Genomic DNA, 17,994 nt, shown 5'->3' on the forward strand with positions numbered 1-17,994 from the left:
GATGCGAGGGAGCGGCACCGTGCCCGACGACCGCGACACCGGAACGCCGGCCCCGACGGGCCTCGCGTCCGCCGCCATCGAGCTGTTCCGTGTCCCGCTGAGCGGATTCGTGACCGAGCGCAAACGCCTGGCCGTCGCAGCGCGCGACGACGGGGACGACGACCTGGCGACGGCGATCCTCGCGCTCCGCAAACCGTCGGTCGCCGCCTGGGCGCTCAACGTGTTGACGGCGCATCGCCCTGATCTGCTCGGCGAACTGGAACAGCTCGGCTCCGCGCTCGGCGACGCTCAGCGCTCGGGGGACGCCGCCGCGCTCCGCACGCTGGGTGCCGAACGTCGCTCGCTAATCGCGACGCTCGTCACCGCCACCGTCGAGGCCGCCGCAGCAGAGGGGGCGTCCCTCTCCGGAGCGGTGATCGAGACCGTCCGCCAGAGTCTGCAGGCGGCGAGTGCCGACGCCGAGCTCGCCGCGCAGGTGTCGTCCGGGCGGCTGACCGACGCCCCGACCTCGAGCGGAGCGGGGTGGGGTGGGGTCGTCGGCGGGCCAGGTTCCCCCGGTGGGCGCTCCACCAGCGACGGGTCCGCGGCGACGCAGGTCGACGGAGACGGCGACCATTCCGACGATGACGACGACCGACGCCGACGCCTTCGGGCCCGGCTGGAAGCGGCCGAGCGCGACGAGGAGGCGGCGTCCAGCGCGAGTGAGGAGGCGACCGCCTTCCTGGACGAGTCGGCGGTCCGGCGATCGGGACTGCAGCGTGACCGCGAGGACCTCGCACGGCGGCTCGAGGAGCTCGACGCGGACATCGCCGGCGCCGATCGCGAGTGGGCCCGACGCCAGCGGGAAGCTGACCGCGCACAGCGTGCGAGCGACGCAGCACACGAGGACGTCGAGCGTCTTCGGAGCGCGCTCGAGGACTGAGTCGCCGAGCTGATCGAGTCACCGCGGTGCCGAAGACCCGCCGCGACCGATCGTCGCTCGAACGTTCCGGCGCACGCACCATGCGGCGCGCGCCTAGACTCACCGTGTGGGTGAAGTGCGACAACCGGAAGCATCGCGACGGCGACGGACACAGCAGCTGGAAGCGGAGCGTTTCGAAGGCATGCCGATCCTCGCCGACGTCCCGCAGCACGATCGGCTGAGCCTCGTCGCCCCCGATCTCGCGTGCACGATCTGCACCGCGACCCTCGAGCTCGGCGACCGCGTACTCCGCTGCCCCGCCGGTCACAGCTTCGACATCGCCCGGCAGGGGTACGCCTCGCTCGTCGTCGGTGGTCGGACGCCGAAGACCGGCGACACGCAGGAGATGGTCGCTGCCCGCGCTGCGTTCCTCGAGGCCGAGCACTACGAGCCGATCGCGGACCACGTCGCCACGACCCTGCCGCTCGCGCGCTTCCTCCCGGACGGCTCGGTCGACGACGACAGCGCCCCACTCGTCGTGGACATCGCCGGCGGGACCGGCTATTACCTCGGCCGGATCCTCGACGCTCGGCCGGCCTGGCGCGGGTTCGGGTTCGACCTGTCGCCGCTCGCAGCACGTCGCGCAGCGCGTGCGCACGGACGAGCGGCAGCCGCCACGGCCGACGCCTGGGCACCCTTCCCGCTCCGGACCGCCTCGGTCGACCACCTGCTGAGCATCTTCGGCCCACGCAACGGTCCCGAGATGCGTCGGGTGCTCCGCCCGGACGGCCTGCTCACCGTCGTGACACCGCAACCCGGTCACCTGGCCGAGCTGCGCGACCGGCTCGGCATGATCGGGATCGCCGAGCGCAAGGACGCCCGACTCGACGCACAGCTCGACGGGTTCGAGCTCCGCTCCCGCGACACGCTCGACTACGCCGTCCAGTTGATGCCGGAAGAGGTGCGCGACGAGGTCCGCATGGGGCCGAGCTCCCACCACCTCGACGACGACGTCTTCGAGCAGGCGATCGCCGACCTGCCCGGATACACGACGGTCACGGTCGCCGTCACCCTCAGCGTCTTCACGCCCGCCTGACGTCGGCCGGCCCGACACCGGCACCGCGGGACCGGCGTCAGGGCGTCGGTGGTGCGTCGATACGATGGAGGGCACTCATCGAAAGGCGCTCATGACGATCACCGCTGCCGCAGACGGCTCCGCCCTCGGCAACCCCGGACCCGCCGGCTGGGCCTGGTATGTCGACGACGATTGCTGGGCAGCCGGGGGATGGCCGCACGGCACGAACAACATGGGCGAGCTGCGCGCCGTCCTCGAACTGTTCCGCGCCACCGAGCACCTCGACGAGGACCTCCACATCCTCTGCGACAGCAAGTACGTCATCGACTCGATCACGAAGTGGATGCCGGGCTGGAAGAAGAAGGGCTGGAAGAAGGGCGACGGCAAGCCCGTCATGAACCTCGAGCTCATGCAGGAGATCGACGCCGCCATCGCCGGTCGACGGTATCGGTTCGAGTGGGTGAAGGGGCACGTCGGTCATCGACTCAACGAGGCCGCCGACATCCGTGCCCGCACCGCCGCCGAGGCCTACCAGCGCAAGACGCCGGTGCCGGAGGGACCCGGTTGGACCGGCGCCGGAGCTGCGGAGAACCCGTCGACCCCCGAGGCTGATGCCGACGCTGAAGACGCTCCCGAGACGACCGAGCCGGAGCTGTTCGCGAACCTCGAGGTGGAGGAGGAACGCACCGCCCCCGTGTTCGACGCGGAGGACGACGGCGCGCTGTTCTCGCTCGACGTCGAGCCGACGTGGCACCAGCTCACGCTCGACCTCACGACCGACGAGCACGAACGCCTGGTCCGCCGCGCCCGCGAGGCCGGGACGAGTGTCCAGGAGTTCCTCCGCGGCCTCATCTGACCCAGCCCGCGGGTCCGCGTCGGGCCCACGGCTCGGTCCCTTACTCAGGAATGCCTCGGCGTGTCGGAGCGATATACGGCGACGACCCCGGGACACGCCGATGTGGTCCTGAGTTAGGGAAAGAAGAAGCAGGTTGAGGACACGGTTGGAGCCGCGGGCAGGGTGCGGCGGAGACCGACCGGCTCAGGTGCGGGGCATGCGACCGGGTCAGCGGGCGGCGGACTCCGGTGCGTCGTCGTCGACCGGCACGGCCGCACCGTAGCTCGCGTCCACGAGGATCGGCAGGTGGTCCGAGATGCCTCGGCGGAGCGTCTGCACGCGATCGATCTTGAGACCCACGGACGTCGCGAAGTCGAAGTGCCCCCGGAACATCTTGTAGCGGGTGTAGGTGCTGCGGTCGCTGAGGCTCAGGTCGTAGCCGCTCTCCTGCATCTTGGTGCCGAGGCCCTTCTGGAAGAGCGGGTAGTTGTAGTCGCCGACCATGAGCGTCGGGACGTCGCCCATCGCGTGTAGCTGCTCGTGCGCGGCCTTGATCTGGTGCCGACGCAGTGAGTTGAGCGCCGTGAGTGGGGCCGCGTGGAACGAGGCGACGATGAGTTCGCGCCCGGCCGCGACGTCGGTGAGGCGGGTGCCGATGAGGCGCTCGTGCGCCGGCGCGAGCACCATGTCGTGCAGCGACTTCTTCAGCGCGAACGTCTGCGTCGACTCGGCGGTGAACCGGTCGCGGCGGTAGTAGATCGCGAGGCCGAGCCGGTTGCGGTGGGTGCTGTCGGCGAGGTGCAGGCCGCCGAGTTCGGCGGGCAGCTGCAGAGTGTCGGCCTCCTGCAACGCGAGGACGTCGGGGCCGAACTCTTCGGTGAGTGCGACGAGCTCGCCGCTGGCCTTGTTCTTGCGGAGGTTGTAGCTGATGACCTTCATCCCAGCCTCACATTCTGTTGGCAGAGCCCAAGCCTACGGTCCTTCCCGTCGCCCGGTGCTCTGGAGGGGTCCGGACGACGGTGCGTCGCCGGATGCCGACGGTCAGCTCGACGAGTCGACGACCGTGAGCCGTTGGGTGGCGCGGGTGAGCGCGACGTACCGGAGCGACAGGGCCGCGTGGCCTGTCCCGCCCAGCGCGTCGGGCTGCACGAGGACGACGCTGTCGAACTCGAGGCCCTTGCTCTCACGCGCGGTGCCGGTCCACACCCGCGCGCGATCGGCTCCGGCGTCGGCGAGGAGGGCGTCGATCTCCGCCAGGAGCGAGCGGGGTGCGATGACGCCCGCGATACCGGCGTGTGCGGTGATCGCGTCGACGGCGGCGCGGACCGCCGTCGGGGCCAGCGCGGCGGGTTCGACCGTGAGCTGCACGGGCTCCTCCTCGCCGCGACGGATCGACACGGGCGCCGGGGAGTCCGGGTCGAGTTCGAGCCGGACGGGATCGGCGAGCGCCATGATCTGCTCGGGCGTCCGGTAGTTGACGGTGAGCAGCTCCTCCGTCCAGCGCGGGAGCTGGGGGCCGAGCAGCTCCTGCCAGCTGGAGCGGGTGGCGGAGGTGCTCTGCTGGTTGATGTCGCCGACGAGCGTCATCGAGCGGTTGGGGCCGCGTCGCAGGACGGCCCGCAGCAGCATGGGGGTGAGCTCCTGCGCCTCGTCGATGATGACGTGCCCGTAGACCCAGGTGCGGTCGCTCGCGGCGCGTTCCGCGGGGCTGCGGTCGTCTTCCACGGTCTGGCGGTCGGCGAGGTCCTGGGCGGAACGGAGGTAATCGTCGTCCTGGGCCTCGTCGTCGATGCTGATGTCACCGATCATCTCGAGCACACTGCGCGCGTACTCGACGTCGTGACGGCGCTCGTAGGCGGCGCGGCGCTGCCGTTCCAGCTCGGGGCGCTGGTCCTCGCCGATGAGCTCGGCGGCCTCGTCGACGAGGGCGATGTCGCCGGGCGTGAGCCGGGCGGCCCAGTCGATCTCGCCGGAGCCGTCCGCCTCGACGACAGGTTGGCGGAGCAGCAGGCGACGCTCCTCTTCGGTGTGGTCGGGCGCGACGCGAGCCAGCAGCTCGGGGTCGGTGAAGAGGCGGTCGATGATCTCGGCCGGCTCGAGGATCGGCCACATCGTGTCGAGCAGCTCCTCGACCTCGGGCTCCTCGCTCAGCTCCTGTCGGCGCTCGTCGGCGTCCTCGCCCGTGCGGGGCTCGAAGCCGTCGCGCTTCGCCTCGAGCCCGATGAGGTGCGTCAGCACGGCGCGGTCGAACCGCAGCTTCGCCTCGTTGTGCGGCGTGCCCGAGCGCTCGATGCCGGCTTTGATCCGGCGCAGGACGCCCGGCGTGACGCGGAGCGGGCCGTCACCGGCGATGCGGATCGTGACCGGCTCGTCGATCGGCACCTGGCGCTCGCGGACGGCCCGGGCGACGACGTCGGCCATCCGCAGCCGACCCTTGAGTTCGGCGGCCTCGAGCGAGTCCTCCGCGTGTGCGTCGAGTCCGGGCACGAGGGTCGCCGGTGTGACGAGGACGACGGCGGTCTCGCCGAGCGACGGCAGCACGCGGCTGATGTAGTCGAGGAAGGTCGAGTTCGGCCCGACGATGAGCACGACACTGCGCATGAGCCGCTCGCGGTGCTCGTACAGGAGGTACGCGGCGCGGTGGAGCGCGACGGCGGTCTTCCCGGTGCCCGGACCGCCCTGGACGAGGAGCGTGCCGGGAAGGGGTGCCCGGATGATCGCGTCCTGCTCGGCCTGGATGGTGTCGACGATGTCCGCCATGTGCTTGGTCCGGGCGCGACCGAGGGCCGCCAGCAGCGCACCGGACTCGCCGATGCCGCTCGGCTCGTCGTCGCTGAGCATGGTCGTGTCGAGGACCTCGTCGTGCACTTCCGTGACGCGGCGACCGGCCGTGCCGATGCGGCGGCGGAGGCGGAGGCCTTCGGGGCGGAGTGGCGTCGCGGTGTAGAACGGGCGCGAGGCCGGTGCGCGCCAGTCCAACAGGAGCTGGTCGCCGCTCTCCGGGTCGCGCAGACCGATGCGTCCGATGTGGTGCCGTTCGTCGGTCTCGCGTTCCAAGAGACCGAAGAGCAGACCGTAGCTGGACGAACGCAGCTCGACCATCCGCTGGCGGTGGTGGGCGACGAGGGCGTCGCGTTCCGAGAAGCTCGAGTCGTCGTCGCCGTCGAAGGCGCGGAGGGCGAGTTCGGAGCGTCGTTCCTCGAGGTCCGACTGCGAGCGGATCACGTCGTGCAGCCGATCGAGATGGTCCTGTTCCTCGGCGATCGCGTCGTTCTGCACGGTGCTCCTTCTGGGTGTGGCGCGGTCCGTGTTCCGGGTTCCCTGCGAGGACCGCACGAATACGGTAGTCGCTTTCCGAGCCCCTCATCGCCCTTGCACCTGAGCTCCCAGAGAGCTGGAGGGTGCTGTCGGGGTGCCGGGTCGGGCATCGAGCGCGAGTGGATCGATAGGCTGGCGGACATGAGCACACCGGACGGATCGAAGCCGCAGCCCCTTGCGCCGCAGCAGGCGCACCCGCAGCAGCCGGTTCCGCCGCAGCCGTACCCGCAGCAGCAGCTCCAACCGCAGCAGTACGGGGTGCAGCCGTACTCCCAGCAGGCGCCGTACCCGCAGCAGCCCTACCCGCCGCAGTACGGCATGCAGCCGTACGCTCAGCCGTATGCGCCCGTGTACCCGGCGCCCTACCCGTACCCGGCCTCGCCGCCGAAGGGGCTCAGCATCTCCAGCATGGTCATCGGCCTGGTGTCACTGTTCTTCGGGTTCACCTTCGTGCTCCCGGTCGTCGGATTCGTCCTCGGCCTCATGGGGCTCCGCCGCGAGCCCGCCGGTCGCGCGATGGCCATTACGGGCGTCGTGCTCAACGGGCTGTTCCTGCTCGTCTGGGCGGCACTCGTGCTGCTGTGGGTGTTCGTCATCGGTGGCCTACTCGCCGGCGTCGGCGGCGCTGCCTCCACCGGCATCGCCGCTTAGCCGCCGGTCTGTCGCCGAGCCGCCGGCCTGCCGCTGAGCCGCCGGTCAGCCGGCCGGGACGACCGTGCTGACCATCGACAGCACCACGGCGCCGTCGACGTCTTCGCGTTCCAGCCAGACGGCGATGCTCGAGAACTCGCTCAGCGACACCACGTGGGTGCCGCCGCAGGGGATGACCGCCGGGCCGCCCGGCAGCTCGCAGTGCCAGCTGCGCCGATCGGTGAGCAGATCACCCTCGCGATCGATCCGGACGGACGCGCCGCTGTCCGACCAGCCGTCGAGGGTGTTCCGTATCCGCGCCCCGAGCGCGTCGAGGTCGTCGAGGGCGGCCGGGTCGAACCCCTTCCGCCGGAGCGACTTGCCGATGCGGTAGCGGTCGGTCGACGCGTTCGGAGCGATCCGCGACGACTCGCAGGCGAGCGCGTCGAAATCCGGGGCCTCGAGGGCATCGGGGACGACCTCCTTGCGCCAGGCGTCGGCGAGCGCGGCGTTCAAGGCGAGGGACGCGAGGTGGCACCCGGTGTGTCCGGCGGAGAGCGCGTGTCGGGTGGAGGCCTCCACCTCGATGCGTGCCGTCGCGCCCTCGACAGCGCTCGAGGCCGCTCCGGTGGAGACCAGGTGGGCGACGAGGAAGGCCCACCCCTCGGTGCCCTTCTTCACGGGGATGTCGGCACCGAGGTACAGCCGGGTGCCGTCGCTCGCGGCGACGACGCAGTCGGTCACGGCGACCTCCACGGCGCTCGTGCCCGCACCGAAGGTGATGGTCGCCGTGTCGGCTGGCTGGTCGGGCCACGCGGCGTCGACCGGGTGGCAGGCCGTCTCGTCGAGCACCACGGCGAGGTGGTCGCCGACGGGTTCGACGTGCAGCACCGTGCCCGTCGAGACGAGGGCTCCGGTGGGATAGGTGACGCGCGTGTCCGTGACGGGGAGGCTCATGTCCCCACGCTATCGCGACCGGACCGGAGGCCCGTCGGTGGCTGTCAACCCCGGGAAACGGTGGAGGATCACGACGTAGAGTCCGAGGACACGGAGCGCGACGCGTTCCGCGGAGAGGAGTGCATCATGACGGATCAGCAGGACCAGCGTTCAAGCGACGACCTCGCTACCGGTGCGGCCGGAGCGGACCAGGAAGCCTGGGAGGGTGCCGACATCGACACCGCAGAGCTCGTGAGCTCCGAGCAGACGACCGCCGGACCGGGCTCGGACGGGTCGAGTCAGACCGTCGACGGCACCGGCTCGGAGGACGCGGCTCCCGACGAGGAGCAGGCGACCGAGGAGGCCGTCGAGACCCCGGAGCCCTCGACCGAACTCGACGCACCGCTGGCCGAGGGCGAGGGCGGCGACGCAGACGGTTCGGCCGACCACCAGCCCGACTCCGGGCCGGCCTCCGAGGCCACCGACGACGCCCGCGAGGTCTACGACACCGCACCCGACTGAGTCGGACACCACACGACCGACGGGCCGTCCTCCGATCCATTCGGACGACGGCCCGTCGCGCGTCGCGGTCGCCGTGCTCGAGCGAGACGGCGGCTCAGATCGGTAGGAGCGACCAGACCACGGCGAGGGCGATCAGGCCTGCGACGCCCGCGATCGCCAGTGCATTGAGCAGGCGGTGCTCGACCATGATGGCGACGTACTCGCGGAGGAACGCGCTCGGCACGTAGTAGGCGGCTGTCGGTGAGCCGATGACCTGGGCGTCGCTCCCGATCGAACGTGCCAGGAGGGCCGCTCGGAGGACGTGGTAGTTGTTCGTCACCACGATCGTCTCGCCGTCCCGCCCGGCCGACTGCTGGAGGTCCCGGGAGAGCAACAGGTTCTCACGCGTGTTCGTGGACGCGGTCTCCGGGAGCACGTCCGTCGCGGCCGCACCGTTCGCGATGAGGTACTCGGCCATCGCCGTCCCCTCCGGGCGCGGTTCGTCGTCCCCCTGACCGCCGGACGGGATCAGGAGCGGCCGCGTCGTCCCCGGTGACGTGGCCCGGTAGATGCGGAGCGCCAGGTCCAGGCGACTGCGCAGCAACGGCGGGACCTCGCCGTGGATCAGCCCGGAACCGAGGACGATGAGGGCGTCGGGCGTCCGCGTGTGGCGGTAGCGGCTGTAGACGAGTGAGTACACGCCGAATGCCGTGAAGGTCGCCGCCGCGTAGAAGCACGCGAACCCGAGCAGGAGACCCAGCGCGACGAGGACGATCGTCAGCCAGGAGGGCAAGGACTGCGGGTGCGACCCGAGGACCAACAGGACGGCGAGCACGGGCAGCACCAGGATCGCGACCCCGGCGAACAGCGAGAGCAGGTTGCCCAGGCTGCGTCCTTCGAGCCGGAGCATCGTGATGCCGTTGCCGATGAGGAGGACTCCGAGCACGCCCACCAGCAGGACCGTGCCGAACGCGGCGAGGAGCACGGTGAACGGCGTCGTGCGGGACGCCTCCGAGAGGAGCGCCACCAGCGCACAGGCGATCGCGGAGACCAGGAAGACCCCGTTGCGCAGGCGGCGGGCGTCGCGGCGTCGACTCGCGACGTAGAGCACCGCGAAGACGGCGGCCGGGAACAACATGATCATGCCCTCATCCTGCCCGACCGTTCGTCCCGCACCGGTCGTTCGGATGGGGCGTGCGGGCAGAGCATCCGGAGTGCTATGACCGCGGCGGCTTCGGCGTCATCGCCTTGAGGGTCGCCTCCTCGGCGTCGATCGCTGCCAGGACCGCGGCGACCGCCGGCTCCTGGTAGCGACCCTCGGCACGGGCAGAGAGGAGCGCCTCGCGTTCCGCCGCGATCATCTGGCGGCGGAGTCGGGCGAACGCGACCGTGCGGAGCTCCGAGCCGTCACCCGTGTACTGCTCGAGGGCGTTGGCCACGAAGCTCGCATTGGTCCGCAGGCGGTTGAGCACCTGCTCCTCGTCCGCCTCGGTCGTCAGCTCGTCGAGGCGGTCCAGGCCGGCCGTCTGGACCTCCGCCATGAGCATCAGTTGCTCGACGCGCTCCTGGCTGTGGTTCGGCGGCGGGAGGTGCAGCGCACGGATGATCCGGGGGAGCGCGAGCCCCGAGAGGAGTGTGCCGACCACGACGACGAACGCCAGGAACTGCAGGAACTCGCGGGACGGGGTGTCCTCGGGCAGCAGGAACACCGCCGCCAGGGTCACCACGCCGCGGACGCCGGCCGCGGAGACGGCGATCCCGTTGCCCCACGACCAGCTCCGCTCCCGGAGTCGTCTCGGCCCGAGCCGGTAGATCGCCGTGACCGTCATCTCCCAGACGAAGCGCGAGACGATCAGCGCCGCGAGGACCCCGATGCTGATGAACACGGTCGGCCAGAGCCCAGGACCGGTCTGGATCGCGCCCTCGAGAATGCCCGCCAGGTTGAGCCCGATGAACAGGAAGACGGCGTTCTCGAGGAGGAACTGGATGGTGCGCCAGTTGAGCGACTCGGCGATGCGTGCCTCGGCCGACTGCACGATGGGCGCCCGGTAGCCGAGCAGCAGCCCGGCGGTGACGACCGCGAGCACACCCGAACCGTGGATCGCCTGCGCCAGGAGGAACGCCAGGAACGGGGTGATGAGGGAGAGGCAGGTGTCGAGGACTGGGGCACGCAGGCGTCGGCGGACCTCGGACAGCACCCAGCCGACCGCGAGACCGACGCCGACACCGGCGACGACCTCGATGACGAACTCTCCGGCGATCATGACCGGGTTGACGACGCTCGTGATGGCGAGGATCGAGGCGTTGAGTGCCACGAGTGCGGTGGCGTCGTTGAGCAGGCTCTCACCCTCGAGGATCGTCAGCACGCGGCGGGGGAGCCCGAGTCGTCCGGCGATCGCGCTCACGGCGACGGCGTCGGTCGGCGCGATGACCGCTGCGAACGCGAACGCCGCCGCGAGGGTGATCGACGGGATGAGGAGCCAGCTGGCGAACCCGACCGACACGACGGTGAACGCGACCGCACCGACCGAGAGCAGGATGATGCCGTCGTTACGGGCACGGATGTCGATGAGGGAGATCCGGATCGCGGACGCGAAGAGCAGCGGCGGCAACAGTCCGTAGAGGATCAGGTCGGGTTCGATCTCGACGGTCGGAACGGCGGGGATGAACGACGCGACGCCGCCGACGAGTACCAGCGCCACCGGGGCGGAGACGCCCGCTCGGCCGGACAGGCCCGACACGATGACGGTGACGACGACGAACACGACGATCCACGAGATGAGCGCGACGGGATCCATGTGGGGATTCTCCCACCTGGGAGGCCGTGGTCGTCCGTACGATCGTCCGAACTCCGGACCGGCCGTGATCGGCACCGGTTCCGGACGCACGGCGCCCCCGCACGATCAAGCCGTGCGGGAGCGTCGGTTGGAACGGTGAGGCGGCTCAGCCGCGGCGGTTGGCCGCGCTGCTGGAGCCGCGCTGCTCCGCACCGGTCTCGCGGGTGCGGAGACCGAAGCGGTAGGTGAGCTTCTCGGTGGAGTGACCGCGGCCGTGGACGGCGGTGCCCGCGGAACGGTTGGAGGACGCTGGGGTCCGAGTCTGGGTGATGGACATGGTGATTCTCGATTCTGGTGTTGCGGATGATGGATGGGCCGGTTCCAGAGGGGGAATGCGATGACGATCGGTGTTGGTCGCATGGATGGAGCGACGAGACCGTCCGGAGTGCAGCTGCGCCGAGATTCGGCTGCGCTGGTCGGCTGGGGCCGTCCGGAGGATCGTTGTTCGCCGTTCTGGATGACGGCTGGTGGTGTCGTGTCGGGAGCATCGGCGTATCCGTGGAGGTGTGGACTCTGCACACGGAAGCCGGTTGTGACATCGGCACTCGAGGAACGAACATACGCGACCAAGCTGAGAACGACCTGGGAAAGCCTGGCGTCCGTGCTTGCGCGGTTCGATGCCCGAGATTGGACCCGGGCATCGACCGGCGGTGTCGCAGAGCTTCGGGCCACCGCACCTAGGGGAGGGGTGGCCGTATCTCCCGCGCACCCGAAGGGATATCGGGCTCGGGAGGCCGGAGGGTGATCGCGGGGGACGATCGGTTACCGGTGGAGGCATTGGAAGAACTCCAACACAATATATATTAACAGCTCAGAGTTGCGTGTTGCTGTGGGATTGCTGGGAGTGCTCAGTCGGTCGCAAGGAGGCGCAGGATCCGCGCGGTCTCGGCCGCGACCGCACTGCGACCGGCCCGCACGTAGGTGCGGGGGTCGACGAGCTTCGGCTGCTCGTCGAGGACGTCGCGCACCGCCCGGGTGAACAAACCGTTGAGGTGCGTCGAGAGGTTGATCTTCGTCATCCCGGAACGGACCGCCGCGCGGAGTTCGTCGTCGGGGAGCCCGGAGGAGCCGTGCAGCACGAGCGGGACGGGCACGTCGCGGCGGAGCTGCGCGATCAGCGCGTGGTCGGCCGCGGCCTCTCGGCTCGTCATCGCGTGCGAGGTGCCGACGGCCACGGCCAGGGCGTCGACGCCGGTCGCGCCGACGAACGCGACGGCCTCCGACGGCACCGTGCGCGCACCCGGAGCGTGCACGCCGTCCTTCCCGCCGACCTCGCCGAGTTCGGCTTCGACGGCCACACCGCGCGCATGGCAGAAGTCCACGATCTCCTTCGTCGCGCGGACGTTCTCGTCGTACGGCAGGGTCGAGGCGTCGAACATCACGCTGTCCACACCGAGCTCGACGCCCTCGCGCACGAGCTCGGCCGACTCCACGTGGTCGAGGTGGACGAGGACCGGGACCGTCGCGGCACGGGCGATGGCCAGCGAGGCGAGCGTGATGGGGGCGAGTGACCCGTGGTACCGCACGCAGTTCTCGCTGATCTGCAGGATGACCGGCAGCCCGGCCTCCTCGGCGCCGGCGACGATCGCCTCCGCGTGCTCGAGGAGGACCACGTTGCACGCCGCGATGCCGGCGTTCGAGGCCGAGGCGTTGGCGAGGAGCGCGGTGAAGTCGAGGGCGGTGGTCATTCGGTTGCTCCAATGGGGTCGGATGCGGCGGGTGCGTCGAGGAATCGGTGGAAGGCGGCGAGGTCGATCGCGCCGGCGATCGGTTCGAGCACGGCCGCCGCACCTGCGGCCGCCGCCGCGCGGAGTGCCTCGGGAAGTGTGGCTCCCGCGCGGAGTGCTGCGACCAGGCCGGCCGTGGCGGCATCGCCGGCGCCGGTCGGGTTGCCGCTCACGCCGGGGACGGCCGGGACCTCGTGGGCGCCATCGGCGTCGCCGGCGGTGAGGCCGTCGGCACCGCGGGAGATGACGACCGCGCGGGCGCCGAGTGCGAGGAGTGCCGCGCGAGCCGATGCGAGGTCGGCCGCGCCCGTCGCCTCGAGGGCTTCGTCGAGGTTGGGTTTGAGGATCGTCGCACCGGCGCGGGCCGCGGCGAGGAGCGCCGTGCCGCTGACGTCGACGATCACGGGGACGCCGGCGTCGTGGCCGGTTCGGACGAGGGCTTCGACGACGGCGTCGGGCGTGGCCGGCGGGAGCGAGCCCGAGATGACGAGTGCGCTCGCGTCGTGGAGGGCGCGTCGGAGCTCGGTCGTGAGGGTGGTCCACTCCTCGGGCGTCACGACCGGGCCGGCTTCGGCGAAGAGGGTCGGATGGTGGATCCCGTCGACGACCGCGACCGTCGAGCGTGTCTCGGCGCGGAGCTCCACGACCCGGGTGGGGAGGTCGTCGGCCGCAAGGGCGTCTCCGAGCCAGGTGCCGGAGGCGCCACCGAGGGGGAGCACCTGCAGGGTCGGGACACTGAGCGACTCGAGGACGCGGGCGACGTTCACGCCCTTCCCGCCGGCACGCCGGACGACGGACTGGACGCGTTGCGTGACCCCGAGCTGCTGCTCGGCGACCGTGTAGGTGATGTCCACAGCCGGGTTCGGCGTCACGACCACGACGCGACGCGCACCAGGGGTGGTCATCGGTCCGTCACCAGTCGGCGAGCGAGGATCCCCGCACCGACCGTGGCCGCCTCGTCGCCGTGACGAGCGGGCAGGAGCTGCGGGACACGGACGACGTCAAGCCGCTCGCGGAGTCCGTGCTCGAGCGGTTCGAAGAGGGCGGCTCCGGCGAGGGCGAGCCCACCGCCGATCACGATGGCCGTAGGTGCGGCGACGACGGTGATGCCGGCGAGGGCCTCGGCGAGTGCATCGACGGCGTCGTTCCAGATGGCGATGGCGGCGGCGTCACCGCTGGCGACGGCGTCGGCGACGGTCTTCGCGTCGCGGGCGCCCGCGCGTCGTGCGATGCCGCCCGCTGAAGCGAGTTCCTCGACCCGGAGCCCGCGATGCGGGCCGTCCTGGATCACGCGCTGGCCGATCTCGCCGGCCCAGCCGCCGCCGGCGAAGGGGACGCCGTCGATGACGAGTGCCGAGGCCAGACCGGTCCCGACCGGTACGAACGCGATCGTGCCGGTGACGTCGGCTGCAGCGCCCGAGACCGCTTCCGCCAGCGCCCCGGCGCGGACGTCCTGCCCGAAGGCCAGTGGCACCTCGAGCGCGGGACGGAGGAGCTCGGGGAAGGCGAGGTCGCGCCAACCGAGGTTGACCGCGTGGATGCAGACGCCGTGCTCCTCGTCGACGACGCCGGGCACGACCACCCCGACGGCCGCTGGGGCTGCGACGCGGCTCGCGGCGGCGACGAGTCCGAGGACGATGTCGCGAGTCAGGACACCCGAGGTGTCGCCCGAAGGCGTCGCCTCGCGCCAGCGCCCGAGGACCGTGCCGTCGGCATCCGTCAGTGCGGCTTTGATCCCGGTCCCGCCGACATCGATGCCGAGGACCGCCCGCTCGGTCACGGCGTCAGGATGACGGAGCGCGTGAGCGAACGGGGGTGGTCGGCGTCGAGGCCGCGGGCCTCAGCCAACGCGACCGCGAAGCGCTGGGCGACGACGAGCCCGGCGATGGGGTCGAGGTCGTGCTGCACGAAGGTCGCTCCGGTGGCCGCGACGTCTTCCGGCAGGCCGGCGGGCGTCGGTCCGAGGGACCAGACGAGTCGGCCGGGCTGCGCGATCGCGATAGGACCGTGGCGGTAGTCCATGGCGGGGTAGGACTCCGCCCAGAACTGTGCCGCCTCCCGCGTCTTGAGCGCGGCCTCGAAGGTGAGGCCCACGGCGTGCCCGAGTCCGATGAAGGAGACCTGGTCGGCGGCGAGGTACTCGTCGATCGGGATCTGCAGCGCCCGTTCGGCTTCAACGGCGAGTGCCTCGACGTCGTGGCCGAGCGAGCCGCGGAGGAGCGCGAGTGTCGTGGTGGCGAAGCGGGTCTGGACCACGGAACGCTCGTCGGCGAAGGGGAGGGCGATGACGTGTGCCGCCGGAATGGTCGCGGGGGAGTCGTCGACCGCGGTGATGAGGACGGTGGTGACCGAGTCGCCCACCGCCTCCAGCAGGTGCACGATCTCCGTGGTCGTGCCGGAGCGCGAGATGGCGACGATGCGGTCGTAGTCGCGGACGCCGGGGAACTCCGAGCCGGCGAACGCGTCCGTGATGCCGAGCCCCGCCTGCTCGCGCAACACGGCATAGCTCATCGCGATGAACCAGCTGGTGCCGCACCCGACCACCGCGACGCGCTCGCCCGGCTGCGGCAGCACGGCGACGGCCTCCGGCGCGAGGGCGGCGGCGGTGCGCCAGGATTCGGGCTGCGACGCCAGTTCGGCGGCGACGAAGGTCTCGGGCATGACGTGCCTTTCACGTGAGGGGACGCGATCGCAGCGTGGCGATGCGTTGCCGCAACCATACCGGATCGAATCTGATCGATACCAGTGCAAATCGTCAGAATCAATCAGACAGGCGCTAGCTGGGCGCCCATATGATGGTCACAGTACGCCCGACCCGACCGGAAAAGCAGGACAGATGACGCAGCAACAGCGACTCAACGCCCTGCTCGAGCTCGTGAGCGAACGCGGCAACGTGACGATCGCGGAGATCGGCGAAGCGCTCGGCATCTCCGCGGCCACCGCTCGTCGCGACCTGACGGCGCTCGCCGAGCAGCGACTCGTCACGCGGACCCACGGCGGTGCCGCCGCCCTCGGCACCGGCTACGAGCTGCCGCTGCAGTACAAGATCGCCCGCCAGGCCGACGCCAAGATGGCCATCGCGAAGGCCACGGCCGCCCTGATCAACGTCGGCGACGCCGTCGGACTCAACGGCGGCACCACCACGAGTGAGGTCGCGCGCGTGATCGGGCGGAGCGAGCACCTCGTCCGCTCGGACGGCGACGCCTCGGTCACGATCGTGACGAACGCGCTCAACATCGCCTTCGAACTGTCCGTGCGCTCCCACGTGAAGATCGTCGTGACGGGTGGCGTCGCGCGGCGCCAGTCCTACGAACTCGTGGGTTCTCTTGTGGCGGGGGCGCTCGCCGAGATCGCCTTGGACGTCGCGATCCTGGGCGTCGACGGCCTGAGCGCGCAGTTCGGCGCCACCACCCTCCACGAGGGCGAGGCCTCGGTGAGCCAGGAGTTCGTCAAGGTCGCGAAGCGGGTCATCGTGGTCGCCGACAGCACCAAGATGACGAAGGCGACCTTCGCCCGCATCTGCCCGCTCGATCGCATCGACGTGCTCGTCACCGACCAGCCGGTGGACCCGACGCTCGCCGACGCCCTGGCCGCGGCCGGCGTCGAGCTCATCATCGCCGCCTGAGTCGTCCGCGGTCGCCGACCGGCGAGTCGCCCCTGCTGGTCGCTGAGTCGCCCCCTCCGGTCACTGAGTCGCCCTCCCGGTCATTGAGCCGCCCTCCCGGTCACTGAGCCGCCCTCTCCGGTCACTGAGCCTGTCGAAGTGCCGCACCCTCGCTGAGCCGTCCTCCCGGTCACTGAGGCGCCCTCTCCGGTCACTGAGCCTGTCGAAGTGCGACACCGCTCCCCATGTTTCCGTGCGGTAAAACCTCTCCACATCGGCCGCCCCGCACTTGCGTCAGCGCTGTGATCGCCTATTGTCATTTCATGATCGTTTTGGCATCATATGAATCAACTTCACGCAAGGAAGCGGATGTGATCGAGTGAGCACTGCACCAGCCACCACCCCCGAAGCCCTCCGGGTCGCCGTCATCGGCACCGGTCAGCGGGCATACATCGCCGAACACGTCGCCACGAGCCCCACGTCCGCATCGGTCGTCGCGGCGGTCGACACCACCGAGATCGGTCGCGGTCGGGCACTGCAGCTGTTCGGCGACGACATCGAGATCTTCGACTCCCATGAGGCGCTCATCGCGCAGGGCGGTGTCGACGCGGCGATCGTGACGACGCCCGACTGGACCCACAAGGAGATCGCGGTCGACCTGCTGCGCGCCGGCATTGCCGTCTACCTCGAGAAGCCGCTCGCGATCACGCTCGACGACGCCGACGCGGTCCTCCAGGCCGCCTACGAGTCGCGGACACCGCTCTACGTCGGGCACAACTTCCGCCATGCGGCCGTCGTCCGGCTCATGCACGAGGTCATCGAGCGCGGCGAGATCGGCGCGGTCAAGTCCGTCTGGGTGCGTCACTTCGTCGGCAACGGCGGCGACTACTACTTCAAGGACTGGCACGCCGACCGCTCGCGCGTGAACACCCTGCTCCTGCAGAAGGCGAGCCACGACATCGACGTCGTCCACTTCCTCGCCGGCGCGTACACGCAGCGCGTCGTCGCGATGGGCGACCTCGCGGTGTACGGCGACATCGACGACCACGAGGACCGCAGCGGCCAGACCATGGCCGACTGGTTCTCGTACGACAACTGGCCGCCCGAGGCGCAGCGCGGACTCAACCCTGTGGTCGACGTCGAGGACGTCTCGATGATGCTCATGACCCTCGAGCACGGGATCACCGCCAGTTACGAGCAGTGCCACTTCACGCCCGACTACTGGCGGAACTACACCGTCATCGGGACGCACGGCCGGCTCGAGAACGTCGGCGACACCGCGGGCGGCACCGTCAAGGTCTGGAACCGTCGTCGCACCTGGAGCACCGAGGGCGACGTCGAGTACCCGATCGCGGGCGTCGAGGAGGGCCACGCCGACGCCGACCTCGACACGATGAACGAGTTCCTCGCCTTCGTCGCCGACGGCACCCCCACCACCTTGTCGCCGGTCGCCGCGCGCCAGGCCGTCGCCGCCGGAGCGCTTGCCGCGCACTCCCTCCGCAACGGTTCGATCCCGCTCGACGTCCCGCCACTCGACCCCGCACTCGTCGAGTACTTCTCCTCCCTCACCGCCAGTACCGCACCGCACTCCCTCGACGCCGCCGCCCGGTAGCGCACCTCGAAAGGACTC

General features: G+C 70.7%; 17 protein-coding genes. 7 read left to right on the top strand and 10 right to left on the bottom strand.

Translation table 11 applies throughout. The features are described 5' to 3' along the window. Positions 1 to 19 precede the first annotated feature (19 nt). The 3 genes from CCK91_RS18590 (at position 20) to CCK91_RS18600 (ending at position 2,832) form a co-directional block, all read left to right on the top strand. Complete coding sequence (locus tag CCK91_RS18590) at positions 20 to 922, top strand: hypothetical protein (protein ID WP_207568261.1); 903 nt, start codon at positions 20 to 22, stop codon at positions 920 to 922. A gap of 106 nt (positions 923 to 1,028) precedes the next feature. Further along, a complete protein-coding gene (locus CCK91_RS18595) occupies positions 1,029 to 1,997 on the top strand; it encodes a putative RNA methyltransferase (RefSeq protein ID WP_133060047.1) in 969 nt (322 codons plus the stop codon). A 91-nt stretch (positions 1,998 to 2,088) separates the two neighbouring features. After that, entirely contained in the window at positions 2,089 to 2,832 is a 744-nt protein-coding gene (locus CCK91_RS18600) for an RNase H family protein (RefSeq protein ID WP_086475297.1), read from the top strand. A 207-nt stretch (positions 2,833 to 3,039) separates the two neighbouring features. Here the strand turns inward: CCK91_RS18600 and CCK91_RS18605 are convergent, their stop codons facing one another. Continuing rightward, positions 3,040 to 3,750 carry an endonuclease/exonuclease/phosphatase family protein gene (locus CCK91_RS18605; protein WP_086475298.1) on the bottom strand — a complete coding sequence of 237 codons (711 nt, stop codon included), beginning with the start codon at positions 3,748 to 3,750 and terminating at the stop codon, positions 3,040 to 3,042. Positions 3,751 to 3,852: 102 nt separating this feature from the next. After that, positions 3,853 to 6,090, bottom strand: a complete 2,238-nt coding sequence (locus CCK91_RS18610) for a HelD family protein (protein ID WP_086475299.1) — start codon at positions 6,088 to 6,090, stop codon at positions 3,853 to 3,855. 180 nt (positions 6,091 to 6,270) lie between these two features. Here CCK91_RS18610 and CCK91_RS18615 point away from each other — a divergent pair, with 180 nt between their 5' ends. Further along, the gene (locus CCK91_RS18615) at positions 6,271 to 6,780 is read left to right on the top strand and encodes a DUF4190 domain-containing protein (RefSeq protein WP_086475300.1); all 510 of its coding nucleotides are present in this window, start codon (positions 6,271 to 6,273) and stop codon (positions 6,778 to 6,780) included. Positions 6,781 to 6,825: 45 nt separating this feature from the next. On the opposite strand, the gene CCK91_RS18620 is transcribed toward CCK91_RS18615, so the two are convergent. Continuing rightward, complete coding sequence (locus tag CCK91_RS18620) at positions 6,826 to 7,716, bottom strand: metal-dependent hydrolase (protein WP_086475301.1); 891 nt, start codon at positions 7,714 to 7,716, stop codon at positions 6,826 to 6,828. A 126-nt stretch (positions 7,717 to 7,842) separates the two neighbouring features. Between CCK91_RS18620 and CCK91_RS18625 the strand changes: the two genes are divergently transcribed. Next, positions 7,843 to 8,217 carry a hypothetical protein gene (locus CCK91_RS18625; RefSeq protein ID WP_133060048.1) on the top strand — a complete coding sequence of 125 codons (375 nt, stop codon included), beginning with the start codon at positions 7,843 to 7,845 and terminating at the stop codon, positions 8,215 to 8,217. 94 nt (positions 8,218 to 8,311) lie between these two features. Here the strand turns inward: CCK91_RS18625 and CCK91_RS18630 are convergent, their stop codons facing one another. From CCK91_RS18630 to CCK91_RS18655, 7 genes are all read right to left on the bottom strand, one after another. Further along, the gene (locus CCK91_RS18630) at positions 8,312 to 9,340 is read right to left on the bottom strand and encodes a YdcF family protein (RefSeq protein WP_086475303.1); all 1,029 of its coding nucleotides are present in this window, start codon (positions 9,338 to 9,340) and stop codon (positions 8,312 to 8,314) included. A 73-nt stretch (positions 9,341 to 9,413) separates the two neighbouring features. Next, positions 9,414 to 10,994, bottom strand: coding sequence for a cation:proton antiporter (locus tag CCK91_RS18635; RefSeq protein WP_064296856.1), 1,581 nt, complete (start codon positions 10,992 to 10,994; stop codon positions 9,414 to 9,416). A 145-nt stretch (positions 10,995 to 11,139) separates the two neighbouring features. Then, on the bottom strand, positions 11,140 to 11,310 hold the full coding sequence (locus CCK91_RS19765) for a hypothetical protein (RefSeq protein WP_153303529.1): 171 nt from the start codon (positions 11,308 to 11,310) through the stop codon (positions 11,140 to 11,142). A gap of 571 nt (positions 11,311 to 11,881) precedes the next feature. Next, positions 11,882 to 12,721, bottom strand: a complete 840-nt coding sequence (locus CCK91_RS18640; RefSeq protein WP_086475304.1) for a class II fructose-bisphosphate aldolase — start codon at positions 12,719 to 12,721, stop codon at positions 11,882 to 11,884. After that, a complete protein-coding gene (locus tag CCK91_RS18645) occupies positions 12,718 to 13,665 on the bottom strand; it encodes a 1-phosphofructokinase family hexose kinase (RefSeq protein WP_086475305.1) in 948 nt (315 codons plus the stop codon). The genes CCK91_RS18640 and CCK91_RS18645 overlap by 4 nt, the downstream gene beginning before the upstream one ends. Beyond that, positions 13,662 to 14,540, bottom strand: a complete 879-nt coding sequence (locus CCK91_RS18650; protein ID WP_086475306.1) for an ROK family protein — start codon at positions 14,538 to 14,540, stop codon at positions 13,662 to 13,664. Before CCK91_RS18650 ends, CCK91_RS18645 begins: the two co-directional genes overlap by 4 nt. After that, complete coding sequence (locus tag CCK91_RS18655; protein ID WP_086475307.1) at positions 14,537 to 15,421, bottom strand: SIS domain-containing protein; 885 nt, start codon at positions 15,419 to 15,421, stop codon at positions 14,537 to 14,539. The genes CCK91_RS18650 and CCK91_RS18655 overlap by 4 nt, the downstream gene beginning before the upstream one ends. 175 nt (positions 15,422 to 15,596) lie before the next feature. Here CCK91_RS18655 and CCK91_RS18660 point away from each other — a divergent pair, with 175 nt between their 5' ends. Continuing rightward, positions 15,597 to 16,385 (top strand): DeoR/GlpR family DNA-binding transcription regulator, encoded by a 789-nt coding sequence (locus CCK91_RS18660; protein ID WP_079706484.1) that lies wholly within the window; start codon positions 15,597 to 15,599, stop codon positions 16,383 to 16,385. A 358-nt stretch (positions 16,386 to 16,743) separates the two neighbouring features. Beyond that, positions 16,744 to 17,976: a Gfo/Idh/MocA family protein gene (locus CCK91_RS18665; protein ID WP_086475308.1), complete on the top strand. Its 1,233-nt coding sequence runs from the start codon at positions 16,744 to 16,746 to the stop codon at positions 17,974 to 17,976. Positions 17,977 to 17,994 lie beyond the last annotated feature (18 nt).

The organism is Plantibacter elymi (nom. nud.), assembly GCF_900177795.1.
GTDB classification, from domain to species: domain Bacteria; phylum Actinomycetota; class Actinomycetes; order Actinomycetales; family Microbacteriaceae; genus Plantibacter; species Plantibacter elymi.